Source organism: Ehrlichia ruminantium str. Welgevonden (assembly GCF_000026005.1).
Lineage (GTDB): Bacteria > Pseudomonadota > Alphaproteobacteria > Rickettsiales > Anaplasmataceae > Ehrlichia > Ehrlichia ruminantium.
Genome location: NC_005295.2, coordinates 432,644 through 452,611 on the forward strand (window position 1 = coordinate 432,644; position 19,968 = coordinate 452,611).

The following is a 19,968-nucleotide window of genomic DNA, read 5'->3' on the forward strand; positions in this document are numbered from 1 at the left end:
TTATTATTTTTATTATCTATCTTATGTAATTCGTAATTAAAAAATGTGTATCACGTGTTTACAAGAACACGTTTATCCAATTACAAGAAAAATGTTTTGTAGTTATAAAACTAAGATCAATCCATGTAGATTTGTGCTTCCTAATGTAGCAGGTTAAGAGCAATATAATATGTAATAGTGTATCATATAATATTTCCTAACTTGTATTAAAAACAATATAAGCAGGTATATTACTTAAAGAGATATATTTAATCAATTAGTTTGTACATAATTTAATAAAGAATATTTACTGTATATACTATTATGCAGATTATAATATAATTACTATAAAATACTAATTAATATATCAATACACATCTTTAAAAAAATACTAAATACTATGTCTACGTTGTTGCGTTGGTGTAGTAGGTAAACCTTGATGTGTTGTAGAAGCAGATACATTTGAACTTGGAGCTCTATTTTGTAAAATGAAAGAACCAAGCAGCTGTATATTATTACTTAGCGCTGATGCTGTGTTATAGATAATACTTGTAATTGTTCCTGTAGTAGAACTACTGTTTTCTTCAGCAAAATCTTCTTGTAGTTCTGATAAAATACTACTTCTATAACTTGTTGTCAAAGAAGCAGTAATTAGACTGACAGCAGCACTGTACTCTATTTTAAGTTGTTTACCTGGATCATCACCTAATGAAGAATTACATTCATTACCAGTTATAATGATTACTGCACGTGCTATTCCCCTCAGTAACACATTTTGTGGAGTAAGAGGAAATACAGCATTAAGAATTATCATTGCTTCATCCTGAAGTACTTTAGCGTTACTCATGTTCACATATTTTGACACATATATTAAATAATTATTTAGTATACGTGGATTGAACTGATAACCATATATATTAAATTCTCCACCTATTACTAAATTACCTTGATTTTGATCAACAATTGAGGAAAGTAACTTAGAATGTATCATATTTAGAAAACACGTCTCATTGTTCAAATTATTGAAAGCATTTGATACTTTAATTAAATCATTATATGAAATTGAACACTTAATTATATAGTCATGTATATTTTGAGTTAGAAGAAGACATGCTTTATGGTGATCATTTTGTTTATTAAAAAGTAGTGCATTAAACTTATCATGAAGATAACGCATAGGATGACAAATGGGTGACAAATGTTTGGAATTATGACGTGCAACCAATAACCTCATATAATCGAAAAAAGCTTGTTGTCTTTCGTTTAATCCTACTCTATCCATAGCACGTTGCCCTCCTGTAAAAAGCATCTAACATGCCCAACCTTACTAAGGAAGTCATTATAATGACTATATTAATAATTCCTTAATAAAACCTGCATAACCAGTACAAATCCTATATTAAAAAATTGACCTAATCAACGAAAATTTTTGTATTTATACAATTTACTGTAGAAAATCTGGATTATCGTCACTAATGTAGTGAAATATATATTTAAGAAGTTATTGCTTTTATTATTTAATTCTAGTGTAATTCATAATAAAAATGTATATTGTGTGTTTACAAGAACACGTCTATCCAATTACAAGAAAAACATTTTATAATTATAATACTAAATCAATCCACGTAGGTTTGCAATTCTTATGTAACAGGTAGGATATGTAATAATGTGATTATTAGTATACTAATAGTATTTCATATGATATTTTCTAACTTGTATTAAATAACATATAAACGAGAGTATTATTTAAAGAGATATATTAAAATAAATTAATTTTTACATAACTCTTAATAAAGAATGTTTACTGCATATGCTATATACAAATCATAATATAGTGGCTATATGAGATACTATTAGTATAATATCAATACACATCTTTAAAAAATACTAAATACTGTGTCTACGTAATGTTAGTGCTGTAATACATGGGTTTTGATATACTGTAGGAGCAAATACATTTGAGCTTGGAGTTCTATCTTGTGCAGTACTTACTGTCGCTTGTGTCGTATTAGTAGTACTTATATCGTCTTTTTTAAGACAACTACTGCTTGAATATTGAGTCAATGATAATAATGCAACATTTTCATTACTGTTACTTGGTGGTAAATCTTTGTGTTTTCTGTGTTTTTTGGGTTTATGCTTGCATTTGTCTGTAAATTTTACTACCTTACACTGATGATTACCTTCTTCTTGTATAAATTCTATACTAACTTCTCCTGATGATGCATTTAAATCTGATCTACTTTGTTGTCTTGTTTGCTGTGTTGCTTTTTGTTCACGTATTATTTGTTCTGCTTCCTCGTCTGTAATTTCTACAATAGATGCACTATTTCTGCGTTGCTGTTGTTTTATTATCAAGTCAACTTGTGCTTCTAGTAATGCTGCGGCTTCTGCAATAGATTTCTCATATTTCTCCCTGTTCTGTCCTTGCTCAATAACAGGTAATAAAAGCATAATAGATCCATGATTTTGTGTAGCTGCTATAACCATAGGATTAATAATTGCTAAGTGTACTTCTACAGTATTTAATGTGTTCATAACAGCACCAATTTTTCTATCAGAATATACACTTGCTGCTTGTAAGAGTGCACTAGTTAGGCTTTCCCAGTGTAGCTGACCACGTGCGAAATCAAAAATTGGTAATAATGCGCCTGTTGCTCCAAGTCTTACCATACTAGCCAATGCTACTGTTTTGATGGCAGGAGAAAATTGTACTCTATTACGATTCAACACTAATGGAAGAATTAATGCTCCTGGCCTGATCAATTTTGTAACAATGGTAAGAGCTTGTGATGCAGGTAAGGATGCTGAGCTGATAGATATGCTTATATATTCTAATGCTAACGATATTGCACAACAAGAATATATTGTACTGATAGGTGTATGAAATCTTGGGGAACTGGTATTACGGTAGCTTAATTTATAATGGGAATTTGCAACAGTTTCAATTTTAATAGCTTCTTCAATAAATGTTGCTGGTACAATAAACCTTAAGACAGACCATTTAAAAAATTGATCATTTAATGTACTAGTGACTATTTTACCAGGTTGCATACTAGCGACACAAGCCCAACGCCATGCCATTGACAGTACTAAACTTCTATGTGCAAGCTTTTGTTGTGGTGTAAGTTCTATTGACTTATAATGTTGTAATATGTAATTTTTTCTTATTGGTGATAGAAAAGCTCTTGGTAATACAAAAAGTAATAGAGTCATGCGTAGAGCACATGGTATCCATTCAACCATACCATTAAACCATCCCTCATTTTCAGGAAAATATTGAGATACGTGATCTGGAGCATAAACAGTAATGTTATTATTATCAGTATTAAAAGTACTATTACCTGAATTAATAAATCTCTCATACATAGTACGATTTTGACAGATAGTTATATTTTGTGTATTGTTGAGTGCTCCTTTTATATCATTTCGTGCTTTTTCAACAGCATAGTCAGCGTGAATACGTGTTATAAAAATTGCAAATGCAGCTACCATTGATGCATATAAAACTGAATCACTGTACTTAGTATTAAAATGGTTAGATGTATTAAGAAGCCAGTTAATTATTGGATGGTCACCTGCAAATTGTTTTAAAATATTTCTTATTGTGTCTTCTCTAAGTGGCCTTGTAGATGCAGTTGTATTTAGGGAGATAGCAGTACAGAATTCGGTAAATTGTTCACTTTCTAGACTATTTACCGTGCGACTGTTGTAATTAACTATATTTATAACGGCACGTGCTAACCCTCTTAACAAGATGCTTTGAGGAGTGAGTAGACATGTGATTGAGAGTACTTTTTTTGCTTCTTGATATATTACCTTACTATTACTTTGATTTATATAACCGTGTATAAAGTCTGTATAATTCCCTAAAATTCCTGGGTTAAAGCTGTTGGTGGCGGTTAAGTAAGAAAATATCTCTTCTGTATCACCGAAAGCTTCTGTAGCTCTTCTATAGTTCTCCTTAGTTTCAGCACTAATGTTCTTTTCTAATTGTAAACATAGGTTAATAAGAAAAGATTTACCGCCAATTTTGTTTTTAACTTCCTGATCAATTGAATCAATTACTGCACTATAATCCTCAAGTGAGACCGAACTCATAATAATATGATTTCGTACTTCTTCAGTTACAATTGTAGATGCTTCATGTACAGTATTTTGTTTACCAAAGATCTTAGTATCTAGTTTGTGTGATATATAACTCAAACAATTGCGTAAAAAAGGACGAGGTTTAGGTGTATGAGTTGCTATTAATAAATTGATAGATCCAAGAAGAGTTGTTTGAGTGTTAGTTAATTTAATTTTGCGCATACTGCCCCCATAATAAATAGATAAAAGAGCTAGCTATCATGCTTATAAAGCAAATGGTAGTAGGAAAAAAATTATGTAAAAAAACAATTAACAGAATTTTAGGTAACTTCGTCATTGTTGCTTTAAAACTTGATCGAGTCAATAAAAAATTTGTGTTATTTTGTTTGAGTATAACTTTTTGATATATAGTAGTTTTTATAAGACAGTAGTTTTGTTATGTATAATTATTACATATAGATAGGTGTATTAATATAAATCATTATCAAACAATTAAAGTTTATTATACCACATATGTGACTTTATGTTTTGTATGTGTGTAATCAGTGACATTATGTGGGATTTTTATTTGTAGTTGTTACTTGGTAAATCATATATATCATGGTTTCAAATTTTCAAAGTATAATAGTAGGCTGTTTAATATGTTTTTATAATGATTGTGAGATGTGTTATGCTATTTAAATATTAAATATTTCGCCTGAAGTAATATGTACAGCTTGTCCATCTTGTTCTATAACAAGACTACCATTCAAGTCTAATGTTACAAAATTTCCTACATAAATGTTATTACAACTTTGGATGGTGATTTGGTCGTTAAAATTATGGTATGTATTCTTAAGCCATAAATTGCGTATATTTGAAAAACCATTGTTTAAGTAATCTTTTCGCAATTTATCAAAATTATAGATTATTTTTTCTAATAATTCCAAATTTGATAGACTAATATTTGGTATATTATTCTGTATAGTTGTAGCATATTCTGGAGCATGGTATATGTTTACTCCAATTCCAATTACTACCCATTCTTGAGATTTGTTATGCTCTATATTACTTTCTAATAATATTCCTGATATTTTTTTGCTATTCACTAATATATCATTAGGCCATTTATATTGTACTTTTGCATTCGTATTGTTTTCTTTATTGAGTATTTGTTCAAGTGTTGTACCAACAGATAATGCAGAGATAAATGGTAAATGAAATACTTCTGATAGCTCTCTTATTATAATACTAAAATATAGATTTCCTTGTGGAGAATACCATGTACGATTGTTTCTACCTTTTCCTTTTATTTGTTTATCAGATATGATAATTGTTCCATCATTACCACCACATTGTGCAAGTTTTATTGCTTCATAATTTGTGCTGTATAACACTTCATGATGTTCTAAGGAATATCCACTAGGTAGCTTTATGTGTTGTTGCATTGTTTTCATATGATGTACTAATAGTGAGAGTCTTCATATATTAAATGAATAATTTTTTATTACCCAGTTTATAATATGCTGTACACATATTTTTTTATATTACGTTTTAAAAATCTAATAGTTGGTAGTGTACTGGAGGTGTTATCTCAGTAACTTTGTCATTTAATATTTCGCTAAGTGATGGTCTAGATTTTACTAAAGAATATCATTTTTATTACCCAGTTTATAATATGCTGTACACATATTTTTTTATATTACGTTTTAAAAATCTAATAGTTGGTAGTGTACTGGAGGTGTTATTCCAGTAACTTTATCATTTAATATTTCGCTAAGTGATGGTCTAGATTTTACTAAAGAATATCATTTTTATTACCCAGTTTATAATATGCTGTACACATATTTTTTTATATTACGTTTTAAAAATCTAATAGTTGGTAGTGTACTGGAGGTGTTATTCCAGTAACTTTATCATTTAATATTTCGCTAAATGATGGCCTAGATTTTACTAAAGAATACCATTCTTTTAATGTAGGTAGTAAATGCCATGGTAAAATGTTTACATAATCTAATACTGAAATATGTGCTGCTAAAGTAATATCTGCTAGTGTAAATTCGTTACAGGCAACCCAACTGGTAGTTTTTAATAATTTTTCTATGTATCTAATATGAGGCAATAAATTTTGTCTTGCTGCTTGGATAAATCTAGAATCTGGACTTGCATTTTTTATATAAAGTTTTGATATTTTTTCATTTATTATATATCTTGTAACTTCATTATAAAACTTATAATCGATCCAAAATATTAATTTCCTTACTATAGCTCTGATATATAATGAACTGCTTAGCATAGGTATACTATCGTATAACTCTTCAATGTATTCACAAATTGCTTGACTATCTGCAATGACATATTGTCCACTAATTAATACAGGTACTTGGCAAACGGGGTTAATTTTAATAAAATCCTCACGCTTTTTCCAAGGATTCTCTTCTATTTGGTGAAAATTGAACTTTTTTTCTTTAAGGAAGATACGCACCTTCCTGGAAAATGGACAAAGTGGAAAATGATATAATGTATCCATAGTGAATTTGGTGCATACAAAGTAGTTTATGTGTATAACAAACTTTGCAATCCTATGCAATAGTAATATTTTTCAATATTTCTAAGATTTTGTATATATACTGTGGATTTGGTTTATAATGATGCTTTTAGGTAAGATTCTACATTTTAATGTAACGTGAATTGAGATATAATATATGTATATAGTTGTTTAGTATGTTTATGTTATATTAAATAAAATTGGTATCTTTTGAACAACACTTTTTATAAACATATGACCATGTTTTGTGTGTTTTATGGTTATTTTGATAATATTTTATAAGTGTATATTAATTATAAAGTGATTTACTATGAATTTGTAGATTAATTTTTTGGTATAGTGAATCATGTGTATGCATTATATAAAAATTAGTCAAAATATCATTATTATAGCTTTACTAACGTATTATACTATATAAATATACCGATAACGGTATTATTAACTCGTGAAAAATGTGAATGTTTTTTAGTGTAATGATTACACTATTAAATAATATAAAAATAGTTTTGTATAACTTGAAATTAAATAATGCTTCTAAGTATTTAGTAATTTAAGATGATTTACTTTAGGCTGATAAGTTAATTTTGAAGTAAAGTGTTCAATATGTACATATTGATTGAAAGGTCATTCCTAATATAACTTAAGTGAAATATACAAGTATTATTTGAGGTAAGTAAATTTTTGTTTCAGTATAATATGTTATAGTGATAGTCATATATTGTAGACATATATAATCTGTAATGCCTTTACTGGTGTGTTAGTAGTACTGGTTTTTGTAATCTCTATAAGTGATAGGATAATATTTTTAGCGAATATGTATACTTCTTTCAATATAGATAATACGGATAGAGTTGTTATTATAATATGAACTCTACTAGCATATTGGTATTGTTGGTATTTTATAAATATGTTCTTAAAAAATTGATATTTTTTAAGAAATATATATTTGCTTTGATAAATAGTGTTGTAGTTATGTTGTTGTTTTACTAAACGTATTGTGTGTAATTAGTCTTATTACTCTTTAGAGTGTTATTTTTTTTTCCAAAAATTTATTAATCCTAAATTTTCTTGATTAACGTAATCCTGTAAAAAACGATTTAATATAATAACTTTTTCTTGGGGAATACATACATCCTTGCATACTGCGTATTTGATACGTAAACTAATACTTAGTTCTTTAGTGTTTAGGTTGTCATGTTTGAGAGCAAATGAAATAGGGAACATTACAATGTCTTTGTAAACATTGCTATGGAAGATGTTGTTACTTGTTGTATCTGTATGTTGTATAGGTTGTGGCCAGTGTATTTGTACATCTTTAAAAATGTTCTCTTGCCATTGAAATACTGTTGGCAATCCAAGATCTCCTGGTGATTTATAATAAATATGCCATCCATCCTGAATTCTAAATTCAACTCCTATGTTGATAGTTCTATTTTTCATATCCATTGATCCTACTATTAGTTTTATGTTCACAGGATCAGGGGATTTTGCAGAATACCCATTCTGGTATGTAAGTAATGTGATTAACACTATAAATATAAAACTAAGTCTCAACATGATCTCCCTAAGATTACATGCTGTTATGATAACTCATATTATTATGTTCTTCAAGATCGAATCTATTGTGGTTTTTATTAATAGAGTTCTATATACCTAGTTAAGGTTTTTATATTCTTCTTATATTAATCTTGGTATTATGAGTTGCTCTTTTTGAAAAGAAAATGAAGTATATTAGTATGTTAATAGGATAAGTTGAAATGTAATGTTTATTAAGAATATGTGAAACCGTTTCTGATAAATTAAGTAATGTTTTATTGTATTGGAATTTAAAGAAAAAGAGCTTGATATTGTTGTGTTACTTGCAAGAAAACTAAAAAAAGGTTAACATATGAATTGGTGTACTTTATGTATCTCTGATATATCTTGTAAAATTTATTCATGCTTTACGTGGATTATACACACCTTTTTTGTATATATTGATTTCCTAAAGGTCTGTTATAATGATAGGTTTACAGTTGGAAAATGTTTCTTATAAATATAAAAAAGGTCAATTTTTATTAAGTGATGTTAATATAATTTGTAAAAAAGGAGAAGTAATCTGTCTTCTTGGCCCTTCTGGATGTGGTAAATCTACTGTATTAAAGCTTATTGCTGGGTTAGAAAATCTCAGCCAAGGTTCTATATATATTAATGATAAAGTTATCGTTAATAATGACTTTTATGTTCCAACAGAAAAACGAAATGTTGGATTAATATTTCAGCATCCTTCACTATTTCCACATCAGACAGTTATTGAAAATGTTATGTTTGCTATTAAAGAACCGCCTAAAATGCAAAAATTTCAGGTTGCATTAGATATATTACAGTCTGTCAATATGGGAGCTTATAAAGATATGTACCCTGATATGTTGTCTGGTGGGCAGCAACAATTGGTTACTATTGCTAGAGCAATTGCTCAGAAACCTGCTATTATATTATTGGATGAACCATTTTCTAATCTTGATACAGTGTTGAGACTTAATATCAGGAGAAATGTATTATCTCTGTTAAAATCTAAGGGAATTACTGTATTGCTTGTTACTCATGATCCTGAGGAAGCGTTAGAAGTTTCAGATGTGATATATGTTATGCGTGATGGACATGTAGTGCAGCATGGTACACCGCATGAGATTTATTATAACCCAAAGGATCACATGCTTGCTCGCTTTTTTGGTGAGGTAAATCATTTTGTAGGTATAGTACGAAATTCTTATATAACATTACCGATAGGAAAGATACCAGCACAATCTTTTAATGATGGTGAAGAAGTAGTGGTATGTATAAGACCTGAAGCTATTATTTCTGATCCTAATCGTGGAATTAAAGGTATAGTAGAACATATAAAATTTTTTAATAATATGATATCTGTATGTGTAGAAGGGCATTCATATTGGATGAGGTTTAATAATGTAATGTTACCACAAATTGGTGATACGATATTTATCTTGCTTGACTTAAATAAAATTTTATTATTTAAGATATAGTTTTATTATTTTATAACTTATACGGGGTTTTATTATGGCATTAGGTCCTTGGCAAATTTTTTTAATTTTGGTGATAATTTTAGTTCTATTTGGAGCAGGTAAATTACCAGATGTGATGAGTGATTTAGGAAAAGGTATTCGTAACTTAAAACAAGAGTTAAAAGATAATAAATTGGCATCAACGGAAGATGAGTCAAATCTTTAGCTCTGTATACTATTTTAATATGTCTAATTCCATAATGTATTTATCATGTTAATTTTGTGTTGCTCAGGTTTAAGTATAATTTTTTACTTCTTATTAATAATGTACTGTAGAAACTTATGTGTAAGTTTTAAAATATTGTGTATTTTTTGTAGGCTTATGTTAAATAATCTTGTAAGTAGTTCATGTATTTATTAATTTTACTAGTTATTCAGGGGAAATAGCATGGATATTAATAAATTAATTAATATGTTTGCAAAATTACCAAATTTAGGGTCATCTTCTTCTAGGAGGATAGTACTTTATTTACTTCGTAATAGAGAAGAAATAATGTTACCTTTAGCATCAAGTATTCAAGAGTTGGCGCTTAAAACCAAGGAGTGTTCTATATGTTTTAATATAGATGTAAAGTCTCCATGTAGTATTTGTTCTGATGTTAAGCGTGATCAGAAATTATTATGTATAGTTGAAGAATTAGGAGATTTATGGGCATTTGAAAAGGGTAAAATATATCAAGGGGTATATCATGTTCTAGGAGGTACTTTATCTGCTATTTATGGAATAGGTCCAGATCAATTGAACTTTAATAATATTATTGCAAGGATACAAAACTCTGGGGTTCAGGAAGTGATAATAGGTATTAGTAATACTATGGATGGGCAAGTTACTACACATTATATAACACAAATGATAAAAAAATTAGGAGTTAAAGTTACTAGGTTAGCATGTGGTATTCCTATGGGTGGAGAAATAGATTATTTAGATGAAGGTACATTAAGTGCTGCATTATCTTCTAGGTATGTTATTTCTTAGTGATGATAGATTGTGTTGTAAGTTGTTCAATTGTTATTTTAATTGTTTTAGAATTAAAAAATTATAAAATTTCTTGGTGTGCTTATTTAAGTTAAGATTCTAATTCATTTTTAATTTTATCAAGAAATTTTTAGATATAGTTTCATAAGCACTTAGCTTCTTATTGTTAATGTAATCACTATGTTTTATTCTAGCAAATGTATGTATATGAAAATTAGGAGTATTATATTTATTAGTATGAGCATCGTGTAATAATGATCTATAAAAACGATATGATTTTAATTATAAGAAGAGAAACATTTATAATGAATCCTATATTAAGCACATATAACTGTATTGTTTATTAAAGAAAGGTAATTACGAGAAGGTTACTAATTTGTATTTAATATATAATCAATATTGATTATATATTGTATGGTATTAACTCATGTTTACATGTAAAAGACTTAGATATATGTAAAAACTCAATTAATGGTAGAGATATATAATTAGATTTTAAGTAAACATAATAGTATATAATTTAAAAATGAATGATTGTAGAATATTCCCAACTATATATTGATACCAATATAAATTATTTGTAAGACTATTGAAGTTGTGTTTAGATGTAAAATTATGTAGTCTTAGAATACATAAAAACTCAGTTATATGGTATAAAAATATATAGTTAGATTTTAAGTAAACATAATAGTCTATAATTTAAAAATGAATGATTGTAGAATATTCCCAACTATATATTGATACCAATATAAATTATTTGTAAGACTATTGAAGTTATGTTTAGATATAAAATTTATGTAGTCTTAGAATACATAAAAACTCAGTTATATGGTAAAAATATATAATTAGATTTTAAATAAGTATAATATCTATCTAATTTAAAAATAAATCTACGTATCAATTATTTGTAATACTCATGAAGCTGGACTTAGATGTAGAAATCTATGTAGTATTAGAATCTATAATATCACAGTATATACTAAATATTCACACTATATACTGATATTATATAGTATGATTAAAATATACAGTATTGATTATTAATACTGATGATACATTCAGCATTACGACTACATTATCATTGGTAAAATATTATGATTTATTTAATTTTCAAAGTCTAGTTTATGTAGTTGATAGACAACTGAAAAAATTATTAGCAATGTTTTGCATAATGTCAAAGTACGATTCTTTTTGTGCAATATTCCCTATAGGATCCAGTATTTGAAATGTTACTTTATGTTGAGAAAATAAATTTCTAATTTTATCATTTTGAGACTCAGAAAAAATACATGATATATTGTTTTTAGTGATAACTTTTTGTATATGTGTTAACTTTTTAACACTAATATTTGTATTATGACTTGAAGAAAGTGATGTTATAAAATTAAGTCCAAAATACTTTTCAAAATATTGATATGCATCGTGGGTAACAACATAAGGTTTTGTTTTAACAGTATTAAGTAATTGCTTAATTTTCTCTGCTAGTTCTGTTATTCGTATTATTGTTAAACGAGCATTTTTATCATATACTTCTGCGTTCTCTGGATCTATTTTACATAGTACTAACTTTATGTGTTCTACTATTTTTTTTGCATTGTCTGGACTTAACCATATGTGTAAATCATTTGATGTTGTGTGAACTTTGTATGAGAAATGAGAGTCATATCTTGATGGTAGTAATGCTACTACATCAGATAACTTAATTAGAGTTTTATCTTTTATTTTGTTTATAAAAGTTTCTAGATGATCATCTACATAAAAAATTACATTACTACTTCTTATTTTTCTTTTATCTGAGGGTTTTAACATATAATCATGTATAGAAATTTGCTGATTGATTAATAAGACTGGTTTTGTTACACCTTCTGTTACTGCGTCAACTAATGAATATATTGGGTTTATAGTTGCTATAATTTTTGGTACAGAATATCCTGTAATAGGGTATAGTGATATGTAAAGAAATAAAAGAAAGATTATATGTTTCATAATTTACTCGGTAAAAATAAAATTTTTTCACATCATGATAGATACGTCAATGACTATATTATAAATGTTAAAGATTTGTCATTTGCTTATGCTAAGAAAAAAGTTATTGATAATGTCAGTTTTCAAGTTAAATTTGGTGAAATTATTACGATTTTAGGACCAAATGGCGGAGGAAAAACAACGTTGATTCGTATTTTGGTAGGAATATATAAAAATTATCTAGGAATAGTGGAATATGCAAAAAATTTTGTGATAGGATATTTGCCACAGAATTTTAGTGTAAACTCTCTTATTCCAATGACTGTTGAATATTTTTTAGTATCTAGTTATACAAAACAGAGAAAAAAATTAAATCTAAATAGTGTGTTGAAAGATGTGAATGTTGTAAAAATCTTGAATAGGCAAATGTCAGAAATATCTCATGGGGAATTACAATTAGTGTTACTTGCTAGATGTTTAATGCTTAATCCTGATATTATAATTTTAGATGAGCCTGTGAGTTGTATGGATATTAATGCAAAAGATAGTTTTTATAAGTTAATTAATCAGCTGATATTGAGATATAATCTAAGTGTGATTATGACCTCTCATGATTTGCATTTTGTTATGGCTAACTCTTATCGTGTGATATGTATCAATAAGAGTATCTATTGTGAAGGATCTCCTAGTGAAATTGTAAAAAATGAAAAATTTTTAAAAATGTTCTCATCTTATGCTTAATGTGTTTTCTCATATTTTTTCAATATTAGGTATATTCAGTGTTTTAGTACGGTATAATGTATTACCTTATACTTACCTATTAGCCAAAAGATCAGTTAGAAAAAGACCTAAAGGAGAGAAAATTACAATGGCTTTACAGAAGTTAGGTCCAATTTTTATTAAATTTGGTCAATCTATTTCTTCTAGAGGTGATATTATAGGTGAAGAAATTGCAAATCATCTTTTGTTTTTATGTGATAAGTTACCTGCTTTTTCTTATTCTGATGTTGTTAGAACGATAGAAGAAGATTTTAAGTGTGCAATAAGTGAAATATTTTGTGAATTTGATGAAGTTCCAATTGCTGCTGCTTCAATCTCACAAGTGCATAAAGCGAAAGATATTGATGGAAATATACGAGCTGTAAAGATTTTGAGACCGAAGATTGATCAAATCTTTGAAAAGAATATCAAATTGATGTTTTGGATAGCAAAAATAGCACAACATTTTCAAAGCTTACGGCGTTTTCAGTTATTGGAACTTGTTCAAACGTTTCATGAAATATGTAAAATGGAAATAGATTTGCGTTTTGAAGCAGCAAATGCTGATGAATTAAGGGGTAATATGCAAGATGATTCAGCTTGTTATATTCCTCAGGTAGATTGGAATAGGACTACCAGAAGGGTATTAACTTTAGAGTGGGTAGATGCTATTCCTATATATAATTTTTATAATTTGGAAAATAATGAAGCTCTAGTGAAAAATTTGATATTTTGTTTTTGTAATCAAGTCTATAGAGATAGATTATTTCATGCAGATATGCACCCAGGAAATCTTATGGTGGATACTAATGGCAAAATTGTAATAATAGATTTTGGTATTGTTGGAAGGTTAGATAAGGCTACATGTATGTATGTGACAGAAATACTAGTAGGATTTATAAAGAGAGATTATCAATATGTTGCTGATGTTCATTATAGGGCAGGTTATGTTGACGCTAAATATAGTAGTTTTATTACAGCATGTCGTGCTATAGGTGAACCTATTGTTGGTAAAAATACTGATAATATTTCTATTGCTGCATTATTAAGTCAATTGTTTAAAGTTACTGCTGATTTTGATATGAAGTTACAACCACAACTTTTCTTATTACAAAAAACTACAGTATTAGTAGAAGGTGTATGTAGGCAATTATCTCCTAGTATTAATATGTGGAAGGTGGCTGAGTTATGGATGGAAAAATATGCTGTTGATAAGAATAAATATCTTAAAAAATTGAGAAAATCTTGTTTATATCAAACTATGTATGATGTTACTTCTTTTATGAAAAAAGTTGATAGAAGTTTAGATATCATTAACAATTATGATGAAATTAATCATTCTAAGTATAGCATCAGTAGGGATCTAATGTGGGCAATAATAGTTATTGTATTAGTTATCAAAATAATTATTGGATAGAGAGTGAGTTTTGTTCCTGCTATTAATTGGATTATAGGTGTATTAGTACTTGTTTGTGGTAGTAATTTTAGATAGCTTACTCTATAATGAACCCTGATATTGCTTAGGATTTAAATATAAGCTTGTCGTATATTGGATTAGCAGCATTACTTGCATGAGTAGAGATCTAATGTGGGTAATAATAAGTTATTGTATTAGTTATTAAAATAATTATTGGATAAAGAGTGAGTTTTGTTCCTGCTATTAATTGGATTATAGGTGTATTAGTACTTGTTTGTGGTAGTAATTTTCAGATAGCTTACTCTATAATGAACCCTGATATTGCTCAGGATTTAGATATAAGCTTGTCGTATATTGCATTAACAGCGTCAATTCACATGTGGTGTTTTTCGATTTTTCAGCTGTTTACTGGCATAATATTGGATTATTATGGGATAAAGAGAATACTACCAATATCAATATTGTTTATATTTACTGGTACTTTTTTATTTTCTTATTCTGATTATAGAATATGTTTTTTTATTTCGCAAATTTTCCTATCTTTTGGCGCATCTTTCGGTTTTGTAGGTGCCGGATATATTAGTTATAAGTTTTTTTCATATTTGAAATCAGGTATTATGTTTGGCTTTGTGCAAGCTGCGTATAGTATATCGTCTTTATTAATGGAGTATACATATATATTTTTGATTTCACATGGGATTTCATGGAGAGATTTAATACGATATATAGAGTATCTTGAGATAGCTGTGTTTATTTTAACGTTATTATTAACAGATTGCAAATGGTCAGCAAATTTGAAGAGAAATAGTATTAGTATACGAAAATTATTGTCTGAAGTATTTTATAACATTATTGAATTAATATCACTAAGGGATATATGGTTCTCTACAATAGTTGGTAGTTTGATGTTTGGTATATTTTTATCAGTAGCAATATTATGGGGGCAGAAATTATTAATAGCTTTAAAATTAAGTACGTATTATTCAGGATTAGTACATTCTGTTATTTGGATAGGATTTGCTATAGGATCTCCTCTAGTTAATTTTGTTTCTCGTATTGTAAAGAATAGAAAGTACGTTTTTATGAGTTTTTGTGTTTTGCAATGTATTAGTTTGATGTTGCTATTATGTAGTAGTAACCTATACATTTTATGTATTTTGATGTTTACATTTGGATTTGCATCTGGAGGACATATGTTAAATTTTTCTATTGGAACAGACATTGTTGATGAAACTAAGGTAGGAACTGTTTGTTCTATTATTAATGGATTTATGTCTATTTCAGGTGGTATCATTATATTTATAATAGGGTTAGTATTAGAATACCAGAATAAATATAATATTATAGAAATAAGCTTTTTTATGCCAATAATTACTTTTTTATCGTTAGTTTTCTTGTTTTTTTGTCGTGAAACATTTCATATAAAATAATATTTTTTTCAGTTAATGTAATAGTTTTTTATATAATGCGGTGTTATGGTATTAAAACTAGTATGAATAAGTAATTAATAGTAGTTAAATTTCTAGTACATTAAATCTTATAAAGCACTTCATAAATAATGTTTGTATATTTACATGTATGCTAATTTAGCAATAACAATACTGGATCAGGTAGTAATGCTAATAAATACAGTATTAAATAGGTGATTAATGTTCATTCAATTGTATTTAGTGTGGTGTAGTATAAGTGTTGATATAGTTATGATATTAATAAATCTTGGTTACCTTATATTTTTAAATATTTTCAGAATAGGTAATATTTATTATTGATGCATATGACGGGTCTTTAGTCTGATATAATGTATATTGCTAATATGCTTGATACTAGTGAACGCTTGATAATTGATGATTACAAGCATTTAAGGTTGATATTTTATGTCATGTGGTAATTTTTAGAAAGATTGAATAAATATGCTAATTAATTTACTGGTGTGACTAATCATAGAACTTTTTAAGACAAAATTTTCTTAATTCTGTAATACGTTATTAGTTATAATGTTATATCTATATTAGTTTTTACCGATATTTATAATGAATTAAGTTCTCCTAAACAGGAAGTGTGTTCGGTATTATACCAGTTAAATGGTTCTTATGAGCGTCTGTTATTTTAATAGGAACTATTTTATTGTAATATAAATCTGGATTTTCTGTATTAATATAGCATGACTGCATATATGGAGTTTTCCCAATAATTTGGTTATCAAACTTTCCTTTCTTATAAAAAAGTACAGGATGAGTTTCACCAATCATTTTCTTATTAAATTCAAGTTGTTGTTTGTGTACTAATTCTTGTAATTTAGTGAGACGTTGTGACTTTATTTCGTCTGGTATCTGACTTGTATATTCTGCACTTGGTGTTCCTGGTCTTGGACTATACTTAAAACTATATGCCTGTGAAAACTTTACTTCTTCTATCAACTGTATTGTATTCTCAAAATCTTCATCTGTTTCTCCTGGAAATCCAACTATGAAATCAGATGAATAAGCAATATCACTACGGTGTTTACGTAGAGTTTTGATTATATTTATGTATTCCTCAGCGGTGTGCTTTCTATTCATTTTTCGTAATATTTTATTTGAACCTGATTGTACTGGTAAATGAATGAATGGTATTAACTTTTTTTCAATTCCATGTGCTTCATATAAGGATTCATGCATATCACGTGGGTGTGATGTTGTATAATATATACGTTCTATACTTGATATTTTTGCGATGTGTTGAATTAATCTACCTAAATCCCACTCATTACCTTTGTATGTTCCATGGTATGCATTTACGTTCTGTCCAATTAGTGTAATTTCTTTTATTCCGGAATCTGCTAAAATAAGTGCTTCTTTAAAAATTGCCTCTACTGTTCTTGAATACTCTTCTCCTCTAGTATATGGAACTACGCAGAATGAACAAAATTTATTACATCCTTCTTGTACTGAAATGAAAGCAGAAACTTTTTGATTTTTTGTATATTCTTCTACTGCAATCGCATCAAATTTTGAGATTACAGGAAAATCAATATTAATGATCTGTTTTTTTATTTTACGTGCTTTGACGATTAGTTCAGGTAGTGTATGTATACTTTGAGGGCCTACTACTATATCTACAAATGGTGCTCTGGTGAATATTTCTGTTCCTTCTGCTTGTGCAACACATCCAGCAACTACTATGGTTAAGTTTTTGGTCTCTTGTATTTTTCTTATCCTGCCTAATTCTGAATACAACTTTTCTGCTGCTTTCTCTCTTATATGACAAGTGTTTAATATTACAATATCTGCTTCTGATGGTTCATTTACTATACTAAAGCCAAGAGGCTTAATAATATTTTCTATAATCAGAGAGTCGTAAACGTTCATCTGACAGCCGTATGACTTTATATATAGACCTTGCATTAGTTTTACAAACAACCATTTTAGTTTGTAAGCATATAATAATTAATAAATCAAAACAATAGTTTTTGTTATGTTAACTTCCTGAATATTTTATAATCACGAGAAATTATGTATACACTCATAAATTTGTAGGAAGAGGGATTATGCAATAAAAACTTATACATAAGACATATATTATTTAATTAGAGTTGTGAGTAATAAACAAGTTGTAATGGTTAATATTAGAGTGTCTTTGGTGTGTAGAATTTGTATTAACGTTTATGATTCTCTGATTATAGAAAATATTATTAAGCCTCTTGGCTTTAGTATAGTAAATGAACTATCAGAAGGAAATAACGATGGAACGCCATTTAAGATAACTGATATATGGTATGTTTTTTTATTATTGCCAATTTGTTAAAGATGCTGTTATAGTTGAGCTAATGGTTTTTAAGAGATACCAGAATAATCAATAAACTGTTTTTCCTAAATTTTCTATGTAATGTCCAGAAATGTCTAAGTTGTATCATAGTTTGATATATTGTTACTGTTAATTTGTATAAAGATTACATTATGATAGAACTAGATATTTTACAGTACTGGCTTGTTCATTTGTATTTAAGTAATCTATCTCAATAATAAATTGCAACCAATTATATATGACATGGTGTTATAGTTAATGATTTACGATAGAATAGATGTTCAATAAATACCAGTTTATTTATTGGTATGAGAAGTATAGTATTTGGAGTTAAAGTACTAATGTTTGACTAGTAAATGCTTAACCTAAGTTTTTATACCGTAAATATATAATATATTTGTAGACAAAATTAAATTTTAACAGTTTTTTGTTAGGAAAAGATAAATTGATATTTTATAATGTTTACATCGTACAAAAGATTAGGTATTAGGTTTTTTATTTTAGTATATAACATATTTTTAGTAGTGGAAATATGTAATATAGTACTTAAAAGCTAAATTATTGTACACAATGTTACAAATCTAGTTTGTATGATTTTTGTATTATATATGCAAAAAAAAAGCAGTATTAGATTTTAATTAGTAATGTATTGAAATATACTTTTCCTCATAGCAAACATGTAACAATAAAGCGCATTTTCAAAGGACCTAGTTGACTATTTTGTAAATAAACATTCATACGTACTATTTATAAATAGTATCCATTTAATTGAGTGTAGATTTTTATATTTTATTTGTAGGTTGTTTATTTATAAAAGTGCTGTATAAGCATTTTTTCTTTATAGTGTCTTAGGTCTGATATAGTCATTTAGATTTTTTTTGTATAGATGTAAAGTATATGTGTGATTATTTTATGGAATATACAAATGTATGTATATTTTTTTATTAAGCGTAAGTTTTTGATATTAATACTTATTTTACTAGTAAATTATTACAGGATTGCTGCATAAGCATGTCTTCTACCTACTGTGTTGTAGTTCTGATATATTTTAACTTTAGATTTTTTTTGTATAGATGTAAAGTATATGTGTGATTATTTTATGGAATATACAAATGTATGTATATTTTTTTATTAAGCGTAAGTTTTTGATATTAATACTTATTTTACTAGTAAATTATTACAGGATTGCTGCATAAGCATGTCCTCTACCTACTGTGTTAGAGTTCTGATATATTTTAACTTTAGATTTTTTTTGTATAGATGTAAAGTATATGTGTGATTATTCTATGGAATATACAAATGTATGTATATTTTTTTTATTAAGCGTAAGTTTTTTATACTAATACTTATTTTACTAGTAAATTATTACAGGATTGCTGCATAAGCATGTCTTCTACCTACTGTGTTAGAG

At 27.6% G+C, this 19,968-nt stretch carries 14 protein-coding genes; 7 read left to right on the forward strand and 7 right to left on the reverse strand.

The window, feature by feature from the left end:
* Positions 1-370 precede the first annotated feature (370 nt).
* The 5 genes from ERUM_RS01375 to ERUM_RS01395 all read right to left on the reverse strand — a co-directional run bounded on the left by ERUM_RS01375 (position 371) and on the right by ERUM_RS01395 (position 8,152).
* Positions 371-1,288: a hypothetical protein gene (locus tag ERUM_RS01375; protein ID WP_011154934.1), complete on the reverse strand. Its 918-nt coding sequence runs from the start codon at positions 1,286-1,288 to the stop codon at positions 371-373.
* A gap of 578 nt (positions 1,289-1,866) precedes the next feature.
* Entirely contained in the window at positions 1,867-4,290 is a 2,424-nt protein-coding gene (cpg1, locus tag ERUM_RS01380; protein ID WP_011154935.1) for a Cpg1 family polymorphic protein, read from the reverse strand.
* 455 nt (positions 4,291-4,745) lie between these two features.
* Positions 4,746-5,504 carry a biotin--[acetyl-CoA-carboxylase] ligase gene (locus tag ERUM_RS01385; protein WP_011154936.1) on the reverse strand — a complete coding sequence of 253 codons (759 nt, stop codon included), beginning with the start codon at positions 5,502-5,504 and terminating at the stop codon, positions 4,746-4,748.
* Positions 5,505-5,911: 407 nt separating this feature from the next.
* Positions 5,912-6,577, reverse strand: a complete 666-nt coding sequence (locus tag ERUM_RS01390; protein WP_044148622.1) for a glutathione S-transferase family protein — start codon at positions 6,575-6,577, stop codon at positions 5,912-5,914.
* A gap of 1,047 nt (positions 6,578-7,624) precedes the next feature.
* Complete coding sequence (locus ERUM_RS01395; protein ID WP_011154938.1) at positions 7,625-8,152, reverse strand: protein-disulfide reductase DsbD domain-containing protein; 528 nt, start codon at positions 8,150-8,152, stop codon at positions 7,625-7,627.
* Between the two features lie 443 nt (positions 8,153-8,595).
* Between ERUM_RS01395 and ERUM_RS01400 the strand changes: the two genes are divergently transcribed.
* The 3 genes from ERUM_RS01400 to recR all read left to right on the forward strand — a co-directional run bounded on the left by ERUM_RS01400 (position 8,596) and on the right by recR (position 10,633).
* A complete protein-coding gene (locus tag ERUM_RS01400) occupies positions 8,596-9,618 on the forward strand; it encodes an ABC transporter ATP-binding protein (protein WP_011154939.1) in 1,023 nt (340 codons plus the stop codon).
* Positions 9,619-9,652: 34 nt separating this feature from the next.
* Positions 9,653-9,823 (forward strand): twin-arginine translocase TatA, encoded by a 171-nt coding sequence (tatA, locus tag ERUM_RS01405; RefSeq protein ID WP_011154940.1) that lies wholly within the window; start codon positions 9,653-9,655, stop codon positions 9,821-9,823.
* A gap of 222 nt (positions 9,824-10,045) precedes the next feature.
* On the forward strand, positions 10,046-10,633 hold the full coding sequence (gene recR, locus ERUM_RS01410) for a recombination mediator RecR (protein WP_011154941.1): 588 nt from the start codon (positions 10,046-10,048) through the stop codon (positions 10,631-10,633).
* A 1,122-nt stretch (positions 10,634-11,755) separates the two neighbouring features.
* On the opposite strand, the gene ERUM_RS01415 is transcribed toward recR, so the two are convergent.
* Positions 11,756-12,619 carry a zinc ABC transporter substrate-binding protein gene (locus ERUM_RS01415; RefSeq protein WP_011154942.1) on the reverse strand — a complete coding sequence of 288 codons (864 nt, stop codon included), beginning with the start codon at positions 12,617-12,619 and terminating at the stop codon, positions 11,756-11,758.
* Between ERUM_RS01415 and ERUM_RS01420 the strand changes: the two genes are divergently transcribed.
* From ERUM_RS01420 to ERUM_RS01430, 3 genes are all read left to right on the forward strand, one after another.
* The gene (locus tag ERUM_RS01420; RefSeq protein ID WP_011154943.1) at positions 12,611-13,339 is read left to right on the forward strand and encodes a metal ABC transporter ATP-binding protein; all 729 of its coding nucleotides are present in this window, start codon (positions 12,611-12,613) and stop codon (positions 13,337-13,339) included. The two genes, ERUM_RS01415 and ERUM_RS01420, sit on opposite strands and share 9 nt — an antisense overlap.
* Positions 13,332-14,774 carry a 2-polyprenylphenol 6-hydroxylase gene (ubiB, locus tag ERUM_RS01425; protein WP_011154944.1) on the forward strand — a complete coding sequence of 481 codons (1,443 nt, stop codon included), beginning with the start codon at positions 13,332-13,334 and terminating at the stop codon, positions 14,772-14,774. The genes ERUM_RS01420 and ubiB overlap by 8 nt, the downstream gene beginning before the upstream one ends.
* Positions 14,775-14,998: 224 nt before the next feature.
* A complete protein-coding gene (locus ERUM_RS01430) occupies positions 14,999-16,204 on the forward strand; it encodes an MFS transporter (protein ID WP_011154945.1) in 1,206 nt (401 codons plus the stop codon).
* A 615-nt stretch (positions 16,205-16,819) separates the two neighbouring features.
* Here ERUM_RS01430 and miaB read toward each other — a convergent pair.
* Positions 16,820-18,157 (reverse strand): tRNA (N6-isopentenyl adenosine(37)-C2)-methylthiotransferase MiaB, encoded by a 1,338-nt coding sequence (gene miaB, locus ERUM_RS01435; protein ID WP_011154946.1) that lies wholly within the window; start codon positions 18,155-18,157, stop codon positions 16,820-16,822.
* 190 nt (positions 18,158-18,347) lie between these two features.
* Between miaB and ERUM_RS01440 the strand changes: the two genes are divergently transcribed.
* On the forward strand, positions 18,348-18,557 hold the full coding sequence (locus ERUM_RS01440; protein ID WP_011256038.1) for a hypothetical protein: 210 nt from the start codon (positions 18,348-18,350) through the stop codon (positions 18,555-18,557).
* Positions 18,558-19,968: the final 1,411 nt, after the last annotated feature.